The organism is Brevundimonas sp. NPDC092305, from assembly GCF_044755415.1.
Lineage (GTDB): Bacteria > Pseudomonadota > Alphaproteobacteria > Caulobacterales > Caulobacteraceae > Brevundimonas.
In genome coordinates, this window is record NZ_JBIVQY010000001.1 from 1,582,447 (window position 1) to 1,605,890 (window position 23,444).

The 23,444-nt window shown below is 65.9% G+C and carries 15 protein-coding genes; 6 read left to right on the forward strand and 9 right to left on the reverse strand.

Annotated elements, in window-relative coordinates:
* Nucleotides 1-44: 44 nt before the first annotated feature.
* The 3 genes from rpoC to ACIQC9_RS07980 all read right to left on the reverse strand — a co-directional run bounded on the left by rpoC (nucleotide 45) and on the right by ACIQC9_RS07980 (nucleotide 9,451).
* A complete protein-coding gene (rpoC, locus tag ACIQC9_RS07970) occupies nucleotides 45-4,241 on the reverse strand; it encodes a DNA-directed RNA polymerase subunit beta' (protein ID WP_400614214.1) in 4,197 nt (1,398 codons plus the stop codon).
* A 98-nt stretch (nucleotides 4,242-4,339) separates the two neighbouring features.
* Complete coding sequence (gene rpoB, locus ACIQC9_RS07975) at nucleotides 4,340-8,455, reverse strand: DNA-directed RNA polymerase subunit beta (protein WP_400614216.1); 4,116 nt, start codon at nucleotides 8,453-8,455, stop codon at nucleotides 4,340-4,342.
* Between the two features lie 306 nt (nucleotides 8,456-8,761).
* On the reverse strand, nucleotides 8,762-9,451 hold the full coding sequence (locus ACIQC9_RS07980; protein ID WP_400614218.1) for a hypothetical protein: 690 nt from the start codon (nucleotides 9,449-9,451) through the stop codon (nucleotides 8,762-8,764).
* 98 nt (nucleotides 9,452-9,549) lie between these two features.
* Here ACIQC9_RS07980 and ACIQC9_RS07985 point away from each other — a divergent pair, with 98 nt between their 5' ends.
* The 3 genes from ACIQC9_RS07985 to ACIQC9_RS07995 all read left to right on the forward strand — a co-directional run bounded on the left by ACIQC9_RS07985 (nucleotide 9,550) and on the right by ACIQC9_RS07995 (nucleotide 14,113).
* Complete coding sequence (locus ACIQC9_RS07985) at nucleotides 9,550-10,077, forward strand: FKBP-type peptidyl-prolyl cis-trans isomerase (protein ID WP_400614220.1); 528 nt, start codon at nucleotides 9,550-9,552, stop codon at nucleotides 10,075-10,077.
* Between the two features lie 113 nt (nucleotides 10,078-10,190).
* Nucleotides 10,191-12,143, forward strand: coding sequence for a M61 family metallopeptidase (locus ACIQC9_RS07990; RefSeq protein WP_400615428.1), 1,953 nt, complete (start codon nucleotides 10,191-10,193; stop codon nucleotides 12,141-12,143).
* A gap of 14 nt (nucleotides 12,144-12,157) precedes the next feature.
* Nucleotides 12,158-14,113 carry a M61 family metallopeptidase gene (locus ACIQC9_RS07995; RefSeq protein WP_400614222.1) on the forward strand — a complete coding sequence of 652 codons (1,956 nt, stop codon included), beginning with the start codon at nucleotides 12,158-12,160 and terminating at the stop codon, nucleotides 14,111-14,113.
* Here ACIQC9_RS07995 and ACIQC9_RS08000 read toward each other — a convergent pair.
* From ACIQC9_RS08000 to rplJ, 3 genes are all read right to left on the reverse strand, one after another.
* Nucleotides 14,110-14,493 carry a hypothetical protein gene (locus tag ACIQC9_RS08000; protein ID WP_400614224.1) on the reverse strand — a complete coding sequence of 128 codons (384 nt, stop codon included), beginning with the start codon at nucleotides 14,491-14,493 and terminating at the stop codon, nucleotides 14,110-14,112. The genes ACIQC9_RS07995 and ACIQC9_RS08000 overlap by 4 nt on opposite strands.
* Nucleotides 14,494-14,642: 149 nt before the next feature.
* Nucleotides 14,643-15,029, reverse strand: coding sequence for a 50S ribosomal protein L7/L12 (gene rplL, locus ACIQC9_RS08005; RefSeq protein ID WP_400614226.1), 387 nt, complete (start codon nucleotides 15,027-15,029; stop codon nucleotides 14,643-14,645).
* A gap of 57 nt (nucleotides 15,030-15,086) precedes the next feature.
* Nucleotides 15,087-15,602 (reverse strand): 50S ribosomal protein L10, encoded by a 516-nt coding sequence (gene rplJ / locus ACIQC9_RS08010; protein WP_400614228.1) that lies wholly within the window; start codon nucleotides 15,600-15,602, stop codon nucleotides 15,087-15,089.
* Nucleotides 15,603-16,012: 410 nt separating this feature from the next.
* Between rplJ and ACIQC9_RS08015 the strand changes: the two genes are divergently transcribed.
* The 3 genes from ACIQC9_RS08015 (at nucleotide 16,013) to ACIQC9_RS08025 (ending at nucleotide 22,200) form a co-directional block, all read left to right on the forward strand.
* On the forward strand, nucleotides 16,013-17,824 hold the full coding sequence (locus tag ACIQC9_RS08015; RefSeq protein ID WP_400614230.1) for a DUF4153 domain-containing protein: 1,812 nt from the start codon (nucleotides 16,013-16,015) through the stop codon (nucleotides 17,822-17,824).
* 124 nt (nucleotides 17,825-17,948) lie between these two features.
* Nucleotides 17,949-19,394, forward strand: coding sequence for a sigma-54-dependent transcriptional regulator (locus ACIQC9_RS08020; protein WP_400614232.1), 1,446 nt, complete (start codon nucleotides 17,949-17,951; stop codon nucleotides 19,392-19,394).
* Nucleotides 19,395-19,566: 172 nt separating this feature from the next.
* A complete protein-coding gene (locus tag ACIQC9_RS08025; RefSeq protein ID WP_400614234.1) occupies nucleotides 19,567-22,200 on the forward strand; it encodes a TonB-dependent receptor plug domain-containing protein in 2,634 nt (877 codons plus the stop codon).
* A 153-nt stretch (nucleotides 22,201-22,353) separates the two neighbouring features.
* Here ACIQC9_RS08025 and ACIQC9_RS08030 read toward each other — a convergent pair whose 3' ends face one another.
* The 3 genes from ACIQC9_RS08030 to ykgO form a co-directional block, all read right to left on the reverse strand.
* Complete coding sequence (locus tag ACIQC9_RS08030) at nucleotides 22,354-22,704, reverse strand: hypothetical protein (RefSeq protein WP_400615430.1); 351 nt, start codon at nucleotides 22,702-22,704, stop codon at nucleotides 22,354-22,356.
* A gap of 2 nt (nucleotides 22,705-22,706) precedes the next feature.
* Nucleotides 22,707-22,982 (reverse strand): DUF2312 domain-containing protein, encoded by a 276-nt coding sequence (locus ACIQC9_RS08035; RefSeq protein WP_400614236.1) that lies wholly within the window; start codon nucleotides 22,980-22,982, stop codon nucleotides 22,707-22,709.
* A 179-nt stretch (nucleotides 22,983-23,161) separates the two neighbouring features.
* Entirely contained in the window at nucleotides 23,162-23,287 is a 126-nt protein-coding gene (gene ykgO, locus ACIQC9_RS08040; protein ID WP_056453617.1) for a type B 50S ribosomal protein L36, read from the reverse strand.
* Nucleotides 23,288-23,444: the final 157 nt, after the last annotated feature.

Here is a 23,444-nt window from a genome sequence, read left to right on the forward strand (position 1 = left end):
CCCGTCGCCGGAGCCGCTCCCTTCTACTCAATCCTGAACCCGGATCAGCCTTCCGACTTTTCCAGCTCCATCGCGAGGTCGAGCGGCAGGGGCTCGATCGCGTCTTCGCGCGCTTGCGTCAGTTCCGCGTCGCGCTCGTTGGCGATCTTCTGCAGCGAGCGCAGATAGGCGCCCGTACCCGCCGGGATCAGGCGGCCGACGATCACGTTCTCCTTCAGGCCTTCCAGCGTGTCGCGCTTGCCGTTGACCGAGGCGTCGGTGAGGACGCGGGTGGTCTCCTGGAACGACGCCGCCGAGATGAAGCTGCGGGTTTGCAGCGACGCCTTGGTGATGCCCAGCAGGACGGGTTGCGTGATGGCCGGACGGCCGCCGCGCTTCTCGACCTTCTGATTTTCCAGAACGGCTTCGGCCACTTCGACGGTGTCGCCGCGGATCAGGGTGGTTTCACCCGAATCCAGCACTTCCACCTTCTGCAGCATCTGACGGACGATGACCTCGATGTGCTTGTCGTTGATCGGCACGCCCTGCAGTCGGTAGACCTCCTGCACTTCGTTCACCAGATACTCGGCCAGCGCCTCGACGCCCTGGATGCGCAGCAGATCGTGCGGATCCGGGTTGCCGTCGATGATGTAGTCGCCCTTCTGGATCAGATCGCCGTCGTGGACGGAGATGTGCTTGCCCTTCGGGATCAGGAATTCGACCGCATCGGCCTGGTTGCCGTCGGCGTCCAGTTCCGGGGTGATCTTGATGCGGCGCTTGTTCTTGTAGTCGCGACCGAATTCGACGCGGCCGTCCATCTCGGCGATGACCGCGCAATCCTTCGGACGACGGGCTTCGAACAGCTCGGCCACCCGCGGCAGACCGCCGGTGATGTCGCGCGTCTTGGCGCCTTCGGTCGGGATACGGGCGATGACCTCGCCGGGCTTCACTTCGTCGCCGTTGGAAACCGACAGAATGGCCCCCACCGGCAGCAGGTAGCGAGCGTCGGAACCCGAGGCCAGCTTGGCGTAGGCGTCGCCCTGGGTCACGCCGAGGGCGGGACGCAGGTCGGCGCCGCGCGGGCTGGCGCGCCAGTCGCTGACGACGCGCTGGGCGATGCCCGTCGCCTCGTCGGTCTCTTCCTTGACGGACAGACCTTCGACCAGATCCTCGAAGCGCACCACGCCGCCGACTTCCGTCAGGATCGGCGAGGTGTAGGGATCCCATTCGGCCAGACGTTGGCTGCGCTTGACGTCGGAGCCTTCGACGACCCGAAGACGGGCGCCGTACGGGACCTTGTGGGTCTCGCGGTCCTTGCCGTCGACGACGATCGTCACCACGACGTTGCGGCTCATGGCCACCAGATCGCCGTGGGCCGCCTTGACGGTCGGGCCGGTGATCTTGGCGACACCCGCGTTGGTCGCCTCGTAGAACGAGGTCTCGGCCACCTGGGCGGTGCCGCCGATGTGGAAGGTCCGCATCGTCAGCTGGGTGCCGGGTTCGCCGATCGACTGGGCGGCGATGACGCCGACCGCTTCGCCGATGTTGACGTTGGTGCCGCGCGCCAGGTCGCGACCGTAGCAGTAGCCGCAGATGCCGGCTTCGGCTTCACAGGTCAGGGCCGAACGCACCTTGATCGACTGGACGCCGGCGTTGTCGATGACCTCGACTTCCTCTTCCTGCAGGTAGGTGTCCGCAGGGAACAGGATGGTGTCGCCGCCCGGCTCCTTGATGTCCTCGGCCGCGTAGCGACCCAGCACACGTTGGCCGAGCGAGACCAGCACGTCACCGCCTTCGACCACGGCCCGCAGGGTGATGCCCCGCGTCGAGCCACAATCGTCCTCGGTGACGATGGAGTCCTGCGCCACGTCGACCAGACGACGCGTCAGATAGCCGGAGTTGGCGGTCTTCAGCGCGGTGTCGGCCAGACCCTTACGGGCGCCGTGGGTGGAGTTGAAGTACTCGAGGACGGTCAGGCCTTCCTTGAAGTTCGAGATAATCGGCGTCTCGATGATCTCGCCGGACGGCTTCGCCATCAGGCCGCGCATACCGCCGAGTTGCTTCATCTGGGCCTGCGAACCACGGGCGCCGGAGTTGGCCATCATGAACACCGAGTTGATGTCCGGGGCCTGCCCCTTGGCCAGCACGCGCGGCTGGGCGATCTCGCCCATCATGGCGTCGGCGATCCGGTCCGTGGCCTTGGCCCAGGCGTCGACGACCTTGTTGTACTTCTCGCCCTTGGTGATCAGGCCGTCGGCGTACTGTTGCTCGTACTCCTCGACCTGCGTCTTGGTTTCCTCGACGTACTCGACCTTCTTGGCGGGGATGACGATGTCGTCCTTGCCGAAGGAGATGCCCGCCTTGGCCGCCTCGCGGAAGCCGAGTTGCATCATCTGGTCGGCGAAGATGACCGTCGCCTTCTGACCGCAGTGGCGATAGACCTGATCGATCAGGTTGCCGATCTCCTTCTTGGTCAGGTTCTTCTCGAGCAGGCGGTAGCCGATGTTGGCGTTGTGCGGCAGCAGCGCGCCCAGCTTCATCCGGCCGGGGGTCGTGTCGATGACCTTGGTGATGACGGCGCCTTCGGCGTTCATCTCGGTCCAGCGAGCTTTGATCTTCGTGTGCAGCGACACGACCTTGGCGTCGAGCGCGGCGTCGATCTCGCCCATGTTGGCGAACAGCTTGCCTTCACCCGGCTCGCCGTCCTTGACCAGCGACAGGTAGTACAGACCAAGGACGATGTCCTGCGACGGCACGATGATCGGCTTGCCGTTTGCGGGCGACAGGATGTTGTTTGTCGACATCATCAGCACGCGCGCTTCCAGCTGGGCCTCGAGGCTCAGCGGGACGTGCACGGCCATCTGGTCGCCATCGAAGTCGGCGTTGAACGCGGTACAGACCAGCGGGTGCAGCCGGATGGCCTTGCCCTCGATCAGCTTCGGCTCGAACGCTTGGATGCCCAGACGGTGAAGCGTCGGCGCGCGGTTCAGCAGGACCGGGTGCTCGCGGATGACCTCGTCGAGGATATCCCAGACCTGCGGCTGCTCGCGCTCCACCATGCGCTTGGACTGCTTGACGGTGCCCGACAGGCCCTTGGCGTCCAGACGCGCGTAGATGAACGGCTTGAAGAGCTCGAGCGCCATCTTCTTGGGCAGGCCGCACTCGTGCAGCTTCAGTTCAGGACCCACAGTGATGACCGAACGGCCCGAGTAGTCGACGCGCTTGCCGAGCAGGTTCTGACGGAAGCGACCCTGCTTGCCCTTCAGCATGTCAGCCAGCGACTTCAGCGGACGCTTGTTCGCGCCGGTGATGACGCGACCACGACGGCCGTTGTCGAACAGGGCGTCGACGGATTCCTGCAGCATCCGCTTTTCGTTGCGGATGATGATGTCCGGCGCGCGCAGCTCGATCAGGCGCTTCAGGCGGTTGTTCCGGTTGATGACCCGGCGATAGAGGTCGTTCAGGTCGGAGGTCGCGAAGCGGCCGCCGTCCAGCGGCACCAGCGGACGCAGTTCCGGCGGGATGACCGGGACGACCGTCAGGATCATCCACTCGGGCTTGTTGCCGCTCTCGAGGAAGGCCTCGATCAGCTTCAGGCGCTTGGACGCCTTCTTGGCCTTCATTTCCGAAGGGCTGTCGGCCAGCTCGGCGCGGTGTTTCTCGGCTTCGGCGTGCAGGTCGATGCCGATCAGCAGGTTGCGCACGGCCTCGGCGCCGATCTCGGCGGTGAAGCCGTCATCGCCGTACTCGTCCTGGTAGGTGTAGAACTCGTCTTCCGTCAGCAGCTGGTTCTGCTTCAGCGGGGTCAGGCCCGGCTCGGTGACGATGTAGTTCTCGAAATACAGGACGCGCTCGACGTCCTTGAGCGCCATGTCCAGCATCGTGGAGATGCGCGACGGCAGCGACTTCAGGAACCAGATGTGCGCGACCGGCGCGGCCAGTTCGATGTGGCCCATGCGCTCGCGACGGACGCGGGCCAGGGTGACCTCAACCCCGCACTTCTCGCAGATGATGCCCTTGTATTTCATGCGCTTGTACTTGCCGCACAGGCATTCGTAATCCTTGGTCGGGCCAAAGATACGGGCGCAGAACAGGCCGTCACGCTCGGGCTTGAACGTGCGGTAGTTGATGGTTTCCGGCTTCTTGATCTCGCCGAACGACCACGACCGGATCTTCTCCGGCGAGGCCAGGGCGATGCGGATCTGGTCGAAGGTCGGGGTGACCGGGACCGGGTTGAAGATGTTCAGGACTTCCTGGTTCATCTTGATTCCTTCTGCGGGCTCACCCGCGAAAATTCATTGAGGGAGAAAAGCGGCAGACCGTCCCTCCCCGCTCGCGCGGAGAGGGATCATCCGGTCGGTCAGCTGTTCTCCAGCTCCACGTTCAGACCCAGCGAGCGCATTTCCTTGACGAGCACGTTGAACGACTCGGGGATGCCCGCCTCGAAGCTGTCGTCGCCGCGGACGATGGCCTCGTAGACCTTGGTCCGGCCGGCCACGTCGTCCGACTTCACCGTCAGCATTTCCTGCAGGGTGTAGGCGGCGCCGTAGGCTTCCAGAGCCCAGACCTCCATCTCGCCGAAACGCTGTCCGCCGAACTGCGCCTTGCCGCCCAGCGGTTGCTGGGTGACGAGCGAGTATGGTCCGATCGAACGGGCGTGGATCTTGTCGTCGACCAGGTGGTGCAGCTTCAGCATGTAGATGTAGCCGACCGTGACCGGACGCTTGAACTGCTCGCCGGTCTGACCGTCGTAGACGATCGACTGGCCGGTGCGATCCAGACCCGCCTTCTCCAGCAGGTCCTCGATGTCCGAGATGTGCGCGCCGTCGAAGACCGGGGTCGCGAACGGAACGCCCTTGGACAGGTTACGCGCCAGCTCGACCAGATCCTCTTCCGCCTGCGGAAGAGGCGTGTCGGGGCCGTAGATGCTCGACAGATGGTCGATCAGGGCCTGCTTCTGTCCGCCCTGTTGCCAGGCTTCCAGCAGGTCCTGGATCTGCTTGCCGAGACCGGCCGCGGCCCAACCCAGGTGGGTTTCGAAGATCTGGCCGATGTTCATGCGCGACGGCACGCCCAGCGGGTTCAGAACCAGGTCCACGGTGGTGCCGTCTTCCAGGTGCGGCATGTCCTCGATCGGCAGGATCTTGGAGATGACGCCCTTGTTGCCGTGACGGCCGGCCATCTTGTCACCGGGCTGAAGCTTGCGCTTCACGGCCACGAAGACCTTGACCATCTTCATCACGCCCGGGGGCAGTTCGTCGCCGCGTTGCAGCTTCTCGACCTTGTCCTCGAAGCGGCGGTCCAGAGCCTTCCGGGCCGTTTCGAACTGGCCCTTCATGGCTTCCAGCTCGCCCATGACCTTCTCGTCGTCGAGGGCGATCTGCCACCACAGGCCGCGCGACAGCTCGGACAGCTTCTCTTCGGTGACCTCGCCGCGGCCCAGACCCTTCGGACCCGAGGTCGCGGTCTTGCCGACCAGCAGGGGCTTCAGGCGGCCGTAGACGTTGCGCTCGAGGATCTTGAGCTCGTCGTCGCGGTCCTTGCCGAGACGTTCGATTTCCGAACGCTCGATGGCCATGGCGCGCTCATCCTTGTCGACGCCGTGGCGGTTGAACACGCGCACGTCGACGATCGTGCCGGCGACGCCCGGCGGCAGACGCAGGCTGGTGTCGCGGACGTCCGAAGCCTTCTCGCCGAAGATGGCGCGCAGCAGCTTCTCTTCCGGGGTCATCGGGCTTTCGCCCTTCGGCGTCACCTTGCCGACCAGGATGTCGCCCGGTTGAACCTCGGCGCCGATGGCCACGATGCCGGCCTCGTCGAGGTTGCGCAGGGCTTCCTCGCCGACGTTCGGGATATCGCGGGTGATTTCTTCCGGACCCAGCTTGGTGTCGCGGGCCATCACCTCGAACTCGTCGATGTGGATCGACGTGAAGACGTCGTCGCGCACGATGCGCTCCGAGATCAGGATCGAGTCCTCGAAGTTGTAGCCGTTCCACGGCATGAACGCGACGAGGGCGTTGCGGCCGAGCGCCAGTTCACCGAGGTCCGTCGACGGGCCGTCGGCGATGACGTCGCCGGCCTGAACCTGATCGCCCACACGCACGATGGGGCGCTGGTTGATGCAGGTGGACTGGTTCGAACGCTGGAACTTCGACAGGCGATAGATGTCGACGCCCGAACGGCCGGCGTCGGCTTCGTTCGTGGCGCGAACCACGATGCGGGTGCCGTCGATCTGCTCGACCACGCCCTCACGACGGGCCACCACCACGGCGCCGGAGTCGCGGGCGACCACCGTTTCCATGCCGGTGCCGACCAGCGGCGCGTCGGTGCGAACCAGCGGCACGGCCTGCTTCTGCATGTTCGCGCCCATCAGTGCGCGGTTGGCGTCGTCGTTTTCCAGGAACGGGATCAGGGCGGCGGCGACCGAAACAACCTGCTTGGGCGACACGTCCATCATGTCGACCGCGTCCTTGTTCAGGAGCTGCGATTCACCGTTGATCCGGCCCGGGACCAGATCCTCGACGATCTCGCCGGCCTTCAGTTCGATGTTGGCTTGGGCGATCGTGTATTTCGCCTCTTCCATGGCCGAGATGTAGACCACCTCGTCCTGGGCCATGCCATCCTTCACGCGACGGTAGGGGCTTTCGATGAAGCCGTACTTGTTCACGCGGGCGTGGGTGGCCAGCGAGTTGATCAGGCCGATGTTCGGGCCTTCCGGCGTTTCGATCGGGCAGATGCGGCCGTAGTGGGTCGGGTGCACGTCGCGCACTTCGAAGCCCGCGCGCTCACGCGTCAGACCGCCCGGTCCAAGCGCCGAGAGACGACGCTTGTGGGTGATCTCCGACAGCGGGTTCGTCTGGTCCATGAACTGCGACAGCTGCGACGAGCCGAAGAACTCGCGCACGGCCGCGGCGGCCGGCTTGGCGTTGATCAGGTCGTGCGGCATCACGGTGTCGATATCGACCGAGGACATGCGCTCCTTGATGGCGCGCTCCATCCGCAGCAGGCCGACGCGGTACTGGTTTTCCAGCAGCTCGCCGACCGAGCGGACGCGACGGTTGCCCAGGTTGTCGATGTCGTCGATCTCGCCTTGACCGTCCTTCAGGCCGACGAGAATCTGGAGAACCTTCAGCACGTCATCCTTGCGCAGGACGCGGATTTCGTCCGAGACCTCGGGCGTCTCCAGACGCATGTTCATCTTGACCCGGCCAACGGCCGACAGATCGTAGCGTTCGCTGTCGAAGAACAGCGAGTTGAACATGGCTTCGGCGGCTTCCGGGGTCGGCGGCTCGCCCGGACGCATCACGCGATAGACGTCGAACAGCGCGTCCTCGCGGCCAGTGTTCTTGTCGATGCGCAGGGTGTTGCGCATGTAGGCGCCCACCGTGACATGGTCGATGTCCAGCACGTCGATGGTCGTGAAGCCGTGCGACTCCAGCAGCTCGATCGTGGCCTGGTCCAGCTCGTCGCCGGCCTCGGCATAGATTTCGCCGGTCTCATAGTTGACGGCGTCAGCAGCCAGATACCGGGTCAGCAGGGCGTCGGCGGCCAGCGACAGCGAGGTCGTCGTGTCGCCCAGCTTCTTGGCCTGACGGGCGCTGATCTTGGTGCCGGCCGGAGCGATGACTTCACCGGTGTCGGCGTCGACCAGATCGAACTCCGGCTTCACACCGCGCCAGCGCTCGGCCTTGTACGGCGTGACCCAGCCCTCGCCGCGCTTCTCGTAAGGCACGGTCTCGTAGAAGGTCTTCAGGATCTCTTCGCCGTCCATGCCCAGACCCATCAGGAAGGTCGAGGCCGGCAGCTTCCGGCGACGGTCGATACGAACGTAGACAATGTCCTTGGCGTCGAACTCGAAGTCGAGCCACGAACCGCGGTACGGGATCACACGGGCGGCGAACAGCAGCTTGCCCGAGCTGTGCGTCTTGCCCTTGTCGTGATCGAAGAAGACGCCCGGCGAACGGTGCATCTGCGAGACGATCACGCGCTCGGTGCCGTTGACGATGAACGTGCCCTTGTCCGTCATGAGCGGGATGTCGCCCATGTAGACGTCCTGCTCCTTGATGTCCTTGACCGAACGGGCGCCCGTTTCCTCGTCGGTTTCGAACACGATCAGGCGCAGCTTGACCTTCAGCGGCGCGGCATAGGTCATGTCGCGCTGGATGCATTCCTCGACGTCGTACTTGGGCTCCTCGAACTCGTAGGAGACATACTCAAGGATGGCGCGTTCGTTGAAGTCCTTGATCGGGAAGACCGACTTGAAGACCGCCTCGATGCCTTCGTCCTTGCGCACGCCCGGACGGCCCTCGCGTTGCAGGAACTGCTCGTACGACGCGCGCTGAACCTCGATCAGGTTCGGCATCTGCACCGCCTCGGGGATGCGCCCGAACGAGTGACGGATGCGCTTCTTGCCGGTGAACGAGGTGGCGGTGAGGAACTGACCGTTGACGGTGAGTTCCGCTTTGGACTTGGCCATTCTGTCTTCCCAATGCGGCCAGCCCAGGGTGACGTGGGGCGGCCGCTTCAAATGCAGCAGCCACGGCTCCGCCTTCCGGCGACCCGTGACCATCGGTTTCGGCGTCCACCCTCGGGCCTTGCGGCGCCAGGACACCTGAAATGTAGGGCTCCTATGGGGAGGAGCGCGCCTTCGCACCGGTCGGAGGGCGACAAACCGGGCCTCGGCGCTTTCGCGCGTATCTCGTACGGAGTTAGCGGAACGCGCTCATATACTCGCTTTGTCGGCGAAATAAAGGCCTGCGGCCGCCAAAAGTCCGGACGATGATCAGTCCCGGGCCTGAACCGTCACCGCGAACCGCGTAGAGCCGTCCGGCTGGACGGTCATGACGAAGTCGACAGGCGTATCCTTGCCGCAGGCCGTCCACGTCCAACGCTCGCTCCAGGTCGTCGGATCGGCCACATCGCCGGTCAGGGATGTGACCTCTGTGTTGGTGAGGCGTCCTCCGGACTGCGGGAATCTGGCGTTGCAGGACTGGCTGTCGGCGTTCAGCACCGGAATCAGCCGGGGCGTCGTCTGCTGCAGGATATCCATATACAGCCGGGCCCCGGTCATGGTGCCGCCCACGCTCAGGTTCAGCCCGCGCCACTGGCTGTTATGGAAGAAGATCAGCACATTGATCCTGCGGTCGGCGCCGCACCACGGCGTCACCGTGCGGACCAGAGCCTCACCTCGCTCGGCCCGCTCGCCGTCGGCCGCGAGGACGATGGGGAGCGTTTCGAGCGCGTCCAGAGCCCTGATGTTATCGGCGTTCACCGTCGTGTCGGTACAGTCTGGCGCGACACCCATCGCGGTCCATGACGCCAGCAACTGCTGGACCACCGGCTTCCAGTTCGGGTCGGCGGTCGCGCGCACAAGGACGGCCAGCGGCTCGGACGGGTCCAGCGATTCGATAGAACGGAATATCGGCGCGGCTGTTTGGACTGGCGCCGCCGGCTCGGGCGTTTGAATGATCACTGGTATGGCGCTCCCTTGATCGCGGCTGTCGCAAACCGCGCATCTCGACGCAAGCGCCCATCTGGCGAGACGCCCCGGGTCTTGATAAGCGTTGCGGCATGTTACGCACCCCCATCGCCTGCTCTGCCCTTCTGCTCGTCGCCGCCTGCGCCTCGGGCCCGGCCGAGTTGACCGCTCCCACCTCTGTGGTTCGACCCGCCGTCGGCGAGTCCAGTCAGGCGAACTGGGACGCCGGCCAACGCGCCTATCTCGAGTGGAACGGCGCGCGCGACGGCTGGAGCACCACCGATACCGGCCTGCAGTACCGCCGGACCGGCCGCGCCCATCCCGAGGGCCGCCAGCCCGCCGCGACCGACACGGTCAAGGTCCACTATCGCGGGACCTTCATCGACGGGCGTGAGTTCGACAGCTCGTGGTCGCGCAACGAGCCGACCGAGTTCCCGCTCAACCGGGTCATCAAGGGCTGGACCGAGGGTGTCGGCCTGATGCGCGAGGGCGAGCGGTTCGAGTTCGTCATCCCGGCCTCGCTGGGCTACGGCGAACGCTGGGTCGGCGGCGACGAGTTGCCGCCAAACTCGACCCTGCTGTTCACGGTGGACCTGCTGGAAGTGAAGCCGGCCGCCTGAGCGGAACTTCAAACATGACAGCGATTTAATCCGGCGGAGCGACCCGTCGGATTGACCGTGGCGCGCGCCCGGCGTGATCTGCGCGCCTGCTCACAGTGGAAGTCCTGTCGATGATGCGTCCGTCCGTCCGCCTGCTCGCCACCGCCTGCGCCGTCGCCCTTCTCGCAGGCTCAGCGCCGGCGCTGGCCCAGGTCGGAACCCCCGCCCTGCCCGTCGCCCTCGCCCCGATCCCGGCCCCGCGCGACGCGCCCTACGTTGGCCCGATCGATATCGAGGTGGACGCCACCGACGTCGACCGCCGCATCGTCTCGATCAAGCAGACCATCCCTGTCGCCGGCCCCGGGCCGCTGGTCCTGCTCTATCCTCAATGGATCCCGGGCAACCACGGCCCGTCCGGTCCGGTCGACGACATCTCCGACCTGCAGATCACGGCCAACGGCCAGCCCCTGCGCTGGGTTCGCAATACGGTCAGCACCAACGCCTTTCAGGTCGAAGTTCCCGCCGGCGCGTCCGCGGTGGAGGTGTCGTTCAAGTGGCTGACGCCCATCGAGGGCAGTCAGGGCCGCGTCGTCATTACCGATGAGATGCTGAACATCCAGTGGGAGAAGGCGGTTCTCTACCCGGCCGGCTATTATTCCCGGCAGATCACCATGCGTCCGACCTTGCGCCTGCCCGCCGGCTGGCAGTACGGCACGGCGCTGGACACCGTGTCCTTCCAGAACGGCGTGGCGACCTTCGCACCGATCAGCCTCGACCACTTCGCCGACAGCCCCCTGTTCGCCGGCGCCCACTATCGTCAGATCGACCTCGATCCGGGCGGCCGATCGCCAGTGCGGCTGAATGTCGTAGCCGACAACGCCGACATGCTGGCCGCCACCGATGCGCATATCGCCCAGCACCGCAGTCTGGTCGAACAGGCGGACCGCCTGTACGGCGCACGCCACTTCAACCACTACGACTTCCTGCTGGCCGTGACCGACCGGCTGGGTGGCATCGGGCTGGAGCACCAGCGCTCGTCCGAGAACAGCGTCGACACCAAGTACTTCACCGACCCGACCGGCACGATCGCCGACCGCGACCTGCTGGGTCACGAGTATACTCACTCGTGGAACGGAAAGTGGCGTCGTCCGGCCGATCAGGCGACCCCGACCCTGAACGAGCCGCTGCAGAACTCCCTGCTGTGGGTCTACGAGGGCCAGACCCAGTACTGGGGCCTGATCCTGACCGCGCGCGCCGGCCTGCTCACCAAACAGCAGGCGCTGGACGTCTTCGCCAACACTGCCGCCAGCTATGCCGAGGACAACCCCGGCCGCCAGTGGCGCGCGATGCAGGACACCACCAACGACCCGATCATCGCCCAGCGCCGCGCCCAGCCCTGGCCCAGCCGCCAACGCAGCGAGGACTACTATCGCGAAGGCTCGATGATCTGGCTCGACGCCGACACCTGGATCCGCGAGCGGTCGGGCGGGCGCAAGTCGCTGGACGACTTCGCCAAGGCCTTCTTCGGCGTACAGGACGGCGACTGGAACCCCGCGCCCTACACCTTCGACGACGTGACCTCGACGCTGAACGGGGTGCAGTCCCGCGAATGGGGCGAGTTCCTGCGCACCCACCTCGACGCCGTCGGCCCTAACGCGCCGACGCCGTTGGCAGGCATCGAGCGCGGCGGCTACCGCCTCGTCTGGCGTGAGGAGCCCAACGCCTATTCCAAAGCCCTGAACGCGGAGTTGGAGCGGGTCGACTTCCAGTACTCGCTGGGCCTGTCGATGAACCCGACCAACCGCGTCACCGGTGTCCGCTGGGGCTCGCCCGCGTTCGAGGCCGGACTGACGTCCGGATGGGAAGTCGTAGCGGTCAACGGCCGCACCGCAAGCGCCGCCGCCATCGCAGAGGCGATCACGGCCTCGAAAAACAACACCACGCAAATCGAGATGATGCTGCGAAAGGGCGAGCGTTTCCGCACCATCCGCTTCGACTACCATGGCGGTCTGCGCTATCCGCACCTGGAGCGCATTGCCGGAACGCCCGATCGTCTGGGCGACATCCTCAGCCCCCGCCGCCGTTAAGCAGAGACCTGATCATGTTGCGTACGACCGCCATCGCCCTTCTGCTCGCCTCGACGGCGGTTCCGGTCTTCGCCCAGACCAGTCAGGCGCAGACGCCCCTGCCCGCGCCCACCAGCCTGCCGCACGCCCTGCCGCCGATCCCGGCGCCGCAGGATCGCGACTATCCCGGGATGATCGCCATTCAGGCCGACCTGACTGACCTCGACCACCGCGTCATCCGGGTGCGTCAGACCGTCCCTGTCTCCGCTGGCCATCTGGTGCTGCAGTATCCGAAGTTCATCCCCGGCAACCACGCCGACACCGGCCCGATCCAGTTGGTCTCCGGCGTCACGGTCACCGGGAATGGCCAGCGGATCGATTGGGTCCGCGACACGGTCGATCCACACGCCTTCCACCTCGACATCCCTGCCGGTGTTTCCTCCATCGAGGTCAGCTTCGAATGGCTGACCCAGCCCGACAACGCGGTCTGGCGCGTGGTTATGACGCCCGAGATGGTCAATCTGCAGTGGGAAAAGGCCCTGCTCTATCCCGCCGGCTACGCCCACAGACGCATCACCTTCGCGCCCTCTGTCAAGCTGCCGACGGGTTGGGAACAGGCGTCCGCGCTGGAGCCCGCCGGGCGCGAGGGCGACGTCCTGACCTTCGCCCCGATTTCACTGGAACACCTCGCCGACAGCCCGATGTTCGCAGGCAAGCATTTCCGCCGCATCCAGCTCGACCCGCAGGGCCGGTCGCCGGTTCATCTGAACCTCGTCGGTGACACTGCGGAGAGCATCAAGGCCTCGCCAGAGCGAATCGCGCAGTACACCTCGCTGGTTCAGCAGGCTGACCGCCTGTACGGCGCGCGCCACTTCGACCGCTACGACTTCCTGCTGGCCCTGACCTCAAAGCTGGGCGGGATCGGTCTTGAGCATCACCGCTCGTCCGAGAACACCGCCAGCCCGTCGTTCTTCACCGGTTCCAACGCCGACTACGGCGCGCGCTCCCTGCTGCCGCACGAGTTCACCCACAGCTGGAACGGCAAGTTCCGCCGGCCGTCGGATGAATATGTGCCCAACCTCAACGTCCCGACCCAGAACACGCTGATGTGGGTCTATGAGGGCCAGACCGAATACTGGGGCGAGGTCCTGACCCCGCGGGCCGGCCTCGGCACCATCGAGGAGGCCACGATCAATCTGGCAGAGATCGCCGCCTTCTACGACAATCAGCCGGGTCGCCAGTGGCGCTCCCTGCAGGACACGACCAACCACAACCTTCTGGGCTACCGGACGACCAATCCTTGGTCGTCATGGATGCGTGGCACCGGCGACTACTACCGCGAGGCCCTGCTGGTCTGGCTGGACGCCGACACCCTGATCCGCGAGCAGACCGGCGAGCGGAAGTCGCTGGACGACTTCGCCAAGGCCTTCTTCGGCGTCGAGGATGGCGTCTGGGAAGCCCGCCCCTACACCTTCGACGATGTGGTGCAGACCCTGAACGCCGTGCATCCGCACGACTGGGCGACCTTCCTGCGCGATCGTCTGGACGCCGTCGGCCCGGACGCGAAGGCTCCGCTGGACGGCGTCACGCGCGCCGGCTGGCGCCTGACTTATACGGACACTCTGACCCCCGTCGAGAAACGCATCCTGTCGGGCTGGGCAAACGACTTCCAGTATTCGCTGGGCTTCACCCTCGCGACTGGCAATCGCATCACGGGCGTGCGTTGGGACGGCCCCCTGTATCGCCAGAACATCGGCGCCGGATGGGAGCTGATCGCCGTCAACGACCGCGTCGCCTCTGCGGAGGTCCTGCGAGACGCCATCACCGCCGCCAAGGGCGCGACCAATCCGATCGTTCTGGTCGTCCGGCGCGGCGACGAGGTCCGCAGCCTGTCCTTCGATTACCACGACGGCCTGCGCTACCCGCGCCTGGAACGGATCGAGGGAACCCGTGACCGACTGGCCGACATCTACGCGCCGCGTCGACGCTAGAGGTCCCAGCAGGGCTGGGGCTTCGGCTTGCTGCTGAGCTCGCCCATGATGACTTCGCACTGCTTCGACGCCTCGTCGGGCGTCAGCTTCGCCATGTTCCACGCAAGGTCGCGCAACTCCGTGCGCAGCGCCGCGTGATCGACCGTCCGGCCCTGACGCTCCTCGCACTTCGCCTGCGCCATCTTCATCGTCGCCACCTCGCGACAGGTGTTTGACAGGGTCCCCATGATCTCCAGTGCGCGGGAAGTCGTCAGCGGTAGCGGAGGCGATGGCGGCGCGGTCGGTTCAGGCGACGGTACAGTCGCCATCCGGCTCTCTCCGGTTTCGTCACACGCCGCGAGACTGGCCGCGGCCAGCAGAATACCAAGCATCCTCTTCATTGAACGGCCTCCCTCCGTATGGCGATCCAGCCACAAGCCGGATCGACTGTCCACGTTGGCCGACCGGAACGAAAAACGGGCCGGAGATTGCTCTCCGGCCCGTCCAGCTTTCAGCCATCGCCGCGATGGGCGATGCGCCTGATCCGATCTTACTTGATCTGGATCTTGGCGCCGGCTTCCTCGAGCTTCTTCTTCAGCTCTTCGGCGGCCTGCTTGGAGACGTTCTCGACGACGTTCTGCGGAGCGCCTTCGACGAGGTCCTTGGCTTCCTTCAGACCGAGGTCCGAACGGGCGCCGCGAACTTCCTTGATCACGTTGATCTTCTTGTCGCCGCCGTCCAGCAGGACAACGGTGAACTCGGTTTGCTCTTCGGCGGCTTCAGCCGGAGCACCGCCACCGGCGGCCGGAGCGGCGGCCATGGCGACCGGAGCAGCGGCGCTGACGCCCCACTTTTCTTCCAGCAGCTTGGAGAGTTCGGCGGCTTCCAGAACGGTCAGGGCCGACAGGTCTTCAACGATCTTGGCGAGATCAGCCATAGGGGTATTCCTTCGGTAGGATGGGTTTCAGAGAGGGTTTGCAGAGATGGAAGGCGATTACGCCGCGTCCTTCGTGGCGTAGGCGTTGAACACCCGCGCCAGTTGGGCGGCCGGAGCCTGAACCACACCAGCGATCTTGGTCGCGGGCGCGTTGAGCAGGCCGAGCAGCGAAGCGCGGATCTGGTCGAGCGACGGCAGCTTGGCCAGGGTGTCGACACCCTTCGCATCGACGACGGTCTCGCCCATGAAGCCACCCAGAATAACGAACTTGTCGTTGGTCTTGGCGAACTCGGACGACACCTTGGCGGCCGTCACCGGATCGTTGGCGTACGCGATGCCCACGGGACCCTTGAACAGGTTGTGGTAGTCGCTGCCTTCGTCGGCTCCGAGCGCCTTCAGCGCCAGGCGGTTTTTCACCACCTTGAACGCGGCGCCTTCTTTACGAAGGCGGCCACGCAGGTCTTCCATGTCCGCAACGGTCAGACCCAGGTTGTGGGTCACGACCACGGCGCCGGCGTCGGCGAAGACGCCCTTCAGCGTCTCGATCGACTCGGCCTTTTGTGCGCGGTCCATTGCGGTCTCCAGTCTGGTATTCGCCGCCGGGCTTATTCCCGACGCCGGATTTGGCATAAGCGCCACGCGTCGCCGCGAAGCGTTCAGGCCGGTCTTATTGTCCGAAGGAAGCTCAAACCCCCGTCCGTCCCGGAACCGGGCTGACGGCAAGTCGTCTGCATCCCCATCTCCCCACGGCGCCAGAGGGCTCTCTGACATTTACGGCGCAGGTGACCCCCACGCCCCGAAGTTCTCGGACAGGTTCGCTGAACCCGGAGGTCCGACGAGAGGCGCGCTCTATACACGCATCCGCCGGGAACTCAAGCCGCTACAGGCCCTGCATGGTCCCTGCACGCAAACCGCACCGTAAATTCCCGGGACGTGGGCGGTCATCCGGGGCAGATTGCCTTGCGAAAGCAGGGGAACGCCAGATGATCGACGTCGCCGAAGCTACCGGCCGCAACAGCCTCGGCCGAACGGGATCGCCCCGACTGGTCACGGCTCGACTGGTCATCGGTCTGGCGCAGGGCGTCGCCCTGTGGGGGCTTTATCGATCGGCTGCATCCGAAAATCTTCAGTGGCCCGCGACCGTGCCGGAACTGTTCGGCCCGCTGGCCATGATCCTTGTCATGGTCCCTGTGGTCGCTCTGGCGGGCGTCGGACGCATGCGGCCCCGGACCCTGATACTCTGGTTGGTCGCCGCCACCGCTTTTCTCGCGCTGCTAGGATGGCACGGCGTCGCCGCCCAGTCCGTCAGCGAGTACGGCCCTCGCAGCCGTCCGCCCTTCCTGCCATGGCCCATGCCCCTGTTCGCGGCCGCCGCCCTGTTCATCGGCCATCACCTGATCCTGCCCGCCGACATGGAGCGCAGGTGGATCGCGGCCTTCTCCACCTATTTCGACACGGCGTGGAAAGCGGGCGTGCAGCTGGCGCTCTCCATCGGCTTCACCGGCGCCTTCTGGATCCTGCTGTTCCTGGGCGCGGCCCTGTTTCAGGTCATCGGACTGGACTTCCTTGAGGATCTGATCGGCGAGGAGTGGTTCTCGATCCCGGTCACCTGCCTGATGTTCTCCGTCGCGGTACACCTGACCGACGTGCGCGACGGCCTGATCCGCGGCGTTCGCAGCGTAGCGCTGATGCTGCTCTCGTGGTTGCTGCTGCTCATGACGGTGCTGGCCGCCGGCTTCCTCGCCGCCCTGCCCTTCACCGGACTGGACGGGCTGTGGGAGACCGGCAGCGCCACCGCCCTCGTTCTCTCGGCCGCCGCCGCCCTGATCGTCCTCATCAACACCGCCTATCAGGATGGTCGGGCCGACAATCTGCCGCCGGTCGTCCTGCGCGCGGCGGTGCGCGTCGCCGCCGTCCTGCTGACCCCGCTGATCATCCTCGCCTTCTGGGGCCTGGCGCTGCGGATCGGTCAGCACGGCCTGACGCCTGATCGGATCATCGCCTTCGCCTGCGCCGTCATCGGCGCCGCCTATGCCGCTGGCTACGGCTATGCCGCGCTGCGCCCTTTCTGGCGCAAGGGCGCGGACTGGATGCAGCCGCTGGAGCGCACCAATGTGATCACCGCAGTGATCGAGGTCGCCGTAGTTCTCGCCCTCTTCAGCCCCATCGCGGATCCGGCCCGGCTCTCCGTCGGCGATCAGGTCGCACGACTCCAGCGCGGGGCGGCGACGCCTGACAAGTTCGACTACCGCTTCCTCAGATTTGAGAGTGGCAAGACCGGCGCCGCGGCCCTGAGAACCCTGACCCGCTCAACGAACCCGGAAATCGCTCGCCGGGCGAAGGCGGCCAGCGTGCTGAACAACCGCTGGCGTGAGGAGGGCGAAGGTCGACCGGAGCGCAGGCCGACTTTCGAAGTCGTAGGCGCCCCGCTTCCGTCAGGCTTTACGGCGCCTGTCGGCGGCGATGACGAGCGATATGGATGCTCGGCCGCGGGCGAATGCGTGGCGACCGCCATTGATCTGAACGGCGACGGCCAGCCGGAGGTCCTCCTCGCACAATCCAACATCACCGTCCTTTGGGCGCGGAATTCAGAAGGCGTGTGGGAAACCCAGGCCCGCTACGGCCACCCATACTGCCAAGGTCGGGAGCGTCCCGATCCCCGCGACGCCTTACGCACAGGTCGCATCCGGGTTGAAGGCCCCAACTGGCCTCGTCTCGCTTTGGGCGACGGCGCTGTGATCACCCCCCAGGCCGATGCCGTCGACAAATGTTCCCCGCCTGCTGGGGCATCCTGAAGCGGTCACCCTAACCCCCCGTTCACCACGCCCCGAAACGGCATTTTCACGCTGACGCCCGTAAATCTGTGCCGGAATGAGCCAGCTCCGCGAGGGCCGGCCGCGTGCAGTGAAGGGTGTTTCCATGGCTAAGACCGTCCTCGTCGTCGATGACGATCCGACCCAGCGCCGCCTCGTTCAGGCGGTTCTGGAGCGTGAGGGCTATGCGGTCATCCACGCCGAGTCCGGCGGCGAGGCCATTGATCGCCTGACCAAGGGCGGCGGCGCGGACGTCGTCCTGCTCGACATGGTCATGCCGGGCATGAGCGGCATGGAGGCCCTCGCCGAAATCCGCACCGCAGGCGTTACAACTCCTGTCATCGTCCTGACCGCCAACGCGGGCGTCGAGACCGTGGTCAAGGCCATGCAGGCCGGGGCCCAGGACTTCTTCGTCAAACCGGTCTCGGCGGAACGCCTTCTCGTCGGCGTCGGCAATGCGCTGAAGATGACCCAGCTGACCGCCGAGGTCGGCCGCCTGAAGAAGCACGTCACCGGTCGCACCTCCTTCGACGATCTGGTCGGCCAGTCCGCGCCGATGCGTATGGTCAAATCCCTTGGCCTGCGCGCCGCAAAGTCCGGCATCCCGGTGCTGATCACCGGCGAGAGCGGCGTCGGCAAGGAAGTCATCGCCCGCGCCCTGCACGGCGCCTCGGACCGCGCCGGCAAACCCTTCATCGCCGTCAACTGCGGCGCCCTGCCCGTCAATCTGGTCGAGTCGATCCTGTTCGGGCACGAGAAGGGCGCCTTCACCGGCGCGACCGACAAACACCTCGGCAAGTTCGCCGAGGCGTCCGGCGGCACCCTGTTCCTCGACGAGATAGGCGAACTGCCGCTGGACATGCAGGTCAAGCTGCTGCGCGCGCTGCAGGAAGGCGAGATCGACCCGGTGGGCTCCAAGCGTTCGGTCAAGGTCGACGCCCGCATCGTCTCGGCGACCAACCGCGATCTGGCCGAACAGGTGCGCGACGGTCGCTTCCGCGAGGACCTCTTCTATCGCCTGAACGTCTTCCCGATCGAGGCGCCGGCCCTGCGCGAACGTCGCGAGGATATCCCGGCCCTGGTCGAGCACTTCATCGCCCGCTTCAACGTCGAGGAAGGCCGCCGCGTCGCCGGCGCATCGGCCGAGACCATGGCCATGCTGTCCGCCTTCGATTGGCCCGGCAACGTGCGCCAGCTCGAAAACGCCATCTACCGCGCCATCGTGCTGGCCGATGCGCCGTTCCTTCAGCCTCACGACTTCCCGGCCATCTCGGGCGTGGTCACGCCCCCGGCCGAGGGCTTCTTCGCCCCTGCGGCCTCGGCCGTCGAGCTGCCGGGTGCTCCCGTGCCTGAAGCGCCTGTTCGCATCCTCGACGACGTCGGCCATCTGCGGACACTGGAAGAGATCGAGCGCGACCTGATCGAGCACGCGATCGACGTCTACGCTGGTCACATGTCCGAGATCGCGCGACGCCTCGGCATCGGCCGATCGACGCTCTACCGGAAGGTTCGCGAGCAGGGGCTTGAGGACGCGCTGAAGCAGGCGTCGTAACGGGCCCAAATCCGCCCGCAAGGTGACCAAAAGTTCATTGGCCACCGTTCGTTGGACATCCGAAGAGACCTCAAAGGCGCGGACGCGTCGCAACTCCCGGTTTCAGCGCTGAAACGCGACGGAAACACGGGTGCGGCACGTTCGAAGACCGTACTCTCTCCCCGGATACCCTATGCTTCTAGTCACGACTGCGCTCTCCGGCCTCATGGCCGGCGTCATCCAGACAGCCCCGCCCCAGGCTGCGCCTGCTCAGCAGCCGCCGGTCGTGCAAGCACCCGCGCCTGAGCCGGAACCGGCGACCACGCCCGACGCTGACCTGTCTGACGCCGTCGATCTGGGCACGGTGACCGTCACCGGCGTGCGTCCGCGCGGAAGCGTGAACAGCGACATCCCCGCCGACGTCGTCCTCACCGCCGAGGACATTCAGGCCTATGGCGCGTCGTCGATCGAGGAGCTTCTGACCTATCTCGAGCCTCTGACCCGCAGCAGCAGAGGCCGCGGAGACAGTGGACCCGTCACCCTTGTGAATGGGCGTCGCACCACCGGCTTCCGCGAAATCGCCGGCATCCCGCCTGAGGCCATCGAGCGCGTCGACATCCTGCCGGAAGAGGTCGCCCTCCAGTATGGGTACAAGGCCGACCAGCGCGTGGTGAACTTCGTCCTCAAGGCCGACTTCCGTTCGTTGTCCGGCCAGGTCACCGGCTCCGGCCCGACCGAGGGTGGTCGCACCACCCTGCAGGTCGGCGGCAACGCCCTGAGCATCGCTGGCGCCTCGCGCTATTCGATGGACCTGGATTACCGTCGCTCGACGCCGCTCTACGAGACCGAGCGGGATATCGTCCGCGACGCCGATGACGCGCCCTACGACCCGACCGACGTCCTGACTGCCTACCGCACCCTGCTCAGCGCCAGCGAGCAATCGACGGTCCGCGGCACGGTCAAGCGCGACCTCAACGGCACGACACAGGGCACGGTCAGCGCCAGCCTCGTCGATCTGAGCAGCGAGAGCTTCAGCGGCCTGCCGCGCGTGAACCTGAACCTGCCGACGGGCAACCCATTCTCGACCTCGCCGACCGACACGCCGGTCCCTCGCTATCTCAATGCGCCCGCCGCTCTGGCGCGTCAGACTGACAGCCTGACCGGCGACCTCGGCGTCGTACTGGATGGCTTCCTCGGCGAGGAATGGCGCTGGACCTTCACCGGCGCCTACAATCGGGTCGAGACCGACACCACCACGGGCCGGGGCTATGCCGCGACGCCGTTCCAGACCCGTCTCGACGCCAACGACCCGACGGCCAACCCCTTCGCCGACCTCAGTCCGACCGACTTCACGGCTCTGCCGCTCGACACCGCCAACTCCGTGTCCCAGTCCGTTTCGGGCGAGCTGAATATCAGCGGCGACTGGTTCGAGCTGCCGGCCGGCACACTTCGCTCCACCTTCACCCTCGGCGCCGACACCCGCTCTCTCGACTCGACCAGCGTCCGTCAGGGCGTGACCACCGAGCGGGGGCAGTCGCGCGACCGGTTCAACGGCCAGGCCAGCTTCGATGTGCCCCTGCTGACCCGGCCAGAGGAAGCCCGCAACCTCTTCGGTGACCTCGATCTCAATCTGAACGTCGGCTACGAGGATCTGTCCGACTTTGGCGGGCTGAGCACCCTCGGCGCCGGGCTGAACTGGAACCCCAACAAGGCGGTGTCCTTCCTCGTCAGCTACACGGCCGAGGACGGCGCCCCGTCGATCTCGCAGCTGAACGATCCGATCCTGTCGACGCCGGCCGTGCCGGTCTTCGACTTCGCCACCGGCGAGACCGTGCTCGTCACCCGCATCGACGGCGGCAACCCCAACCTCGTCGCGGACAACCGCAAGGTCTGGAAGGCCGGGATCACCCTGCGTCCGCTGCAGGAAGGGGACCTGAGCCTCAGCTCGACCTATACCCGCAGCACGACCGACGATCCGATCAACAGCTTCCCGACCCTGACGCCCGAGCTGGAGGCCGCCCTGCCGGAGCGTTTCGTGCGCAACGCGGACGGCGACCTGCTGTCGTTCGACGCCCGCGCGCTGAACTTCGACCGCGCCGAGCGTCAGGACATCCGAACAGGCTTCAACTTTTCCCGCGCCTTCGGAACGCCCAATCCGGCCGCGGCCGCTGCGGGTCGTCGTCCGGGAGGGGGCGGCATGGTCATCATGAGCGGCCCGCCCTCCGGCGGCGGCGGTGGTGAGCGTCGTCCGGGCGGCGGCGACGGTCAGGTCCGCATGAACTTCGGCGGCGGCGGCGGAGCGGCCGGACCTCGCGGGGGCTCGCGCGGCGGCGGCATGCAGCCGGGTCAGGGCCGCTTCAACTTCTCGCTCTATCACACCTACCGGATCCAGGATGAAATCGTCATTCGCGACGGCCTGCCCGTCCTCGACCTTCTGAACGGCAGCGCCACGTCCTCGCGCGGCGGCAGCCCGAAGAACGAGATCCAGCTTCAGGCCGGCGTCTTCCGCAACGGGTTCGGCGGCTTCCTGAACGCCAACTGGCGCGAGGCCACTCGCATCGACGGCGGCACGGGTCCGGACCTGCGCTTCTCGGGCCAGACCACGGTCAACCTGAACGTCTTCATGGACCTCAGCCAGCGCAGCTCGTGGGTGGAGCGCTTCCCGATCCTCAAGGGCTCGCGCATCAATCTCGGCGTCCAGAACCTGTTCGACAGCGAGGTGGAGGTCACCTCCACCGCCGGCGACATCCCGCTGAACTACCAGCCGGACTTCCTCGACCCCGCCGGTCGGACCGTCAGCCTGACGTTCCGCAAGATCCTGTTCTGACCAATACCCCTCGTCACCCTCGGGCTTGGCCCGAGGGTCAGACGTTCCGCATTTCATGGCCTCAAGGACGGAACATCGCCCTTGGATGCCGTCGCCCTGATACCGTGTACCCGCTACCTCTGATCATCGGGTCAAGCCCGAGGATGACGGCATTCAATCCCGGGCGGGAGGCTTCCGGCTCCAGCGGGTCTTCGGAGCCTCCCCCTTCGCCTTGGCGGCGATTTCCTTGAGCTTGCGGCCTTGCATGGCTGACAGAGCCTGACCCGGCGCGCCCTTTTCCGGATCACCGAACGCGCGGCCATGGGTCTTCACCCTTTCGGCCACTGATTCGATGAACTCGCCCTCCCATTCGGACAGCGAAACGCCCGCCTTCTCTGCCGAGCGGCGGGCGCGTCTGAGGGCGTTCAGCGCGGCGCGCTGGTTGGCCTTGCGTTCGGCCTCGAACGGGCTCGGGGGCGGCTTCTTCGAACCGCCCCTGCCCCCGCCGAAGCCGGTTCGTTTCAGGGTCAGATCTCGCCGAGGGCCGACAGGTACAAATCGAGGATCGCCTCCTCCTCCTGCCGCTTGGCCTTGTCCTGTGCACGGATGCGAAGAACCTTGCGCAGGGTCTTCACATCATAGCCTTCGCCCTTGGCCTCGGCGAAGACTTCCTTCTGGTCGGCCATCACCGCCTTCTTGTCCTCTTCCAGCCGCTCCAGCCGCTCGATGATGGTGCGCAGGCGGCCCTGAGCCGTCGCGTTCAGAACGTCGGGCGAGGAATCGAAGGAAGCGTCGTCGGCCAAGGGGAACTCTCCGTAGGCCCCGATCGGCCAGTGGCCGTCGGAGCACTCAAAACATCAGGGGGCGAATAACCATGTCGGCCGGGCGGCGTCCACGACGTCTATCCACCAGACGCGAAAAAGGCTGCGGACAAGTCCGCAGCCTTCGAAACTTTCGCACACGCCCGAAGGCGAGAGTCTTCTTAGCCTTGCTTGGCCTTGAAGCGCGGGTCCGTCTTGTTGATCACATAGACGATGCCCTTGCGGCGCACGACTTTACAGTCGCGATGGCGACCCTTGAGCGACTTGAGCGAGCTGCGGACCTTCATGGTCGTCGTCCTGAGGCAAATCAAAATAGAAAAGCCGCGGGGCGAGCCAGCGGCGGAACGGGGCGTATAGAGACGCTCGCCGGAAACGTCAACCGCCACGGCCACCCGATTTATCGGGACCGTGCGACCAGTTTGCGACCAGCGCGGGTGCGCCCGT

What these genes read in the sequence shown, in the direction of transcription:
- ACIQC9_RS08000 (WP_400614224.1), bottom strand. Translation starts at nt 14,493, where the DNA reads ATGAAGAGGATGCTTGGTATTCTGCTGGCCGCGGCCAGTCTCGCGGCG.
- ACIQC9_RS07985 (WP_400614220.1), top strand. Translation starts at nt 9,550, where the DNA reads ATGTTACGCACCCCCATCGCCTGCTCTGCCCTTCTGCTCGTCGCCGCC.
- ACIQC9_RS08015 (WP_400614230.1), top strand. Translation starts at nt 16,013, where the DNA reads ATGATCGACGTCGCCGAAGCTACCGGCCGCAACAGCCTCGGCCGAACG.
- rplJ (WP_400614228.1), bottom strand. Translation starts at nt 15,602, where the DNA reads ATGGACCGCGCACAAAAGGCCGAGTCGATCGAGACGCTGAAGGGCGTC.
- ACIQC9_RS08020 (WP_400614232.1), top strand. Translation starts at nt 17,949, where the DNA reads ATGGCTAAGACCGTCCTCGTCGTCGATGACGATCCGACCCAGCGCCGC.
- ACIQC9_RS07995 (WP_400614222.1), top strand. Translation starts at nt 12,158, where the DNA reads ATGTTGCGTACGACCGCCATCGCCCTTCTGCTCGCCTCGACGGCGGTT.
- ACIQC9_RS07990 (WP_400615428.1), top strand. Translation starts at nt 10,191, where the DNA reads ATGCGTCCGTCCGTCCGCCTGCTCGCCACCGCCTGCGCCGTCGCCCTT.
- rpoB (WP_400614216.1), bottom strand. Translation starts at nt 8,455, where the DNA reads ATGGCCAAGTCCAAAGCGGAACTCACCGTCAACGGTCAGTTCCTCACC.
- ACIQC9_RS08025 (WP_400614234.1), top strand. Translation starts at nt 19,567, where the DNA reads ATGCTTCTAGTCACGACTGCGCTCTCCGGCCTCATGGCCGGCGTCATC.
- ykgO (WP_056453617.1), bottom strand. Translation starts at nt 23,287, where the DNA reads ATGAAGGTCCGCAGCTCGCTCAAGTCGCTCAAGGGTCGCCATCGCGAC.
- rpoC (WP_400614214.1), bottom strand. Translation starts at nt 4,241, where the DNA reads ATGAACCAGGAAGTCCTGAACATCTTCAACCCGGTCCCGGTCACCCCG.
- rplL (WP_400614226.1), bottom strand. Translation starts at nt 15,029, where the DNA reads ATGGCTGATCTCGCCAAGATCGTTGAAGACCTGTCGGCCCTGACCGTT.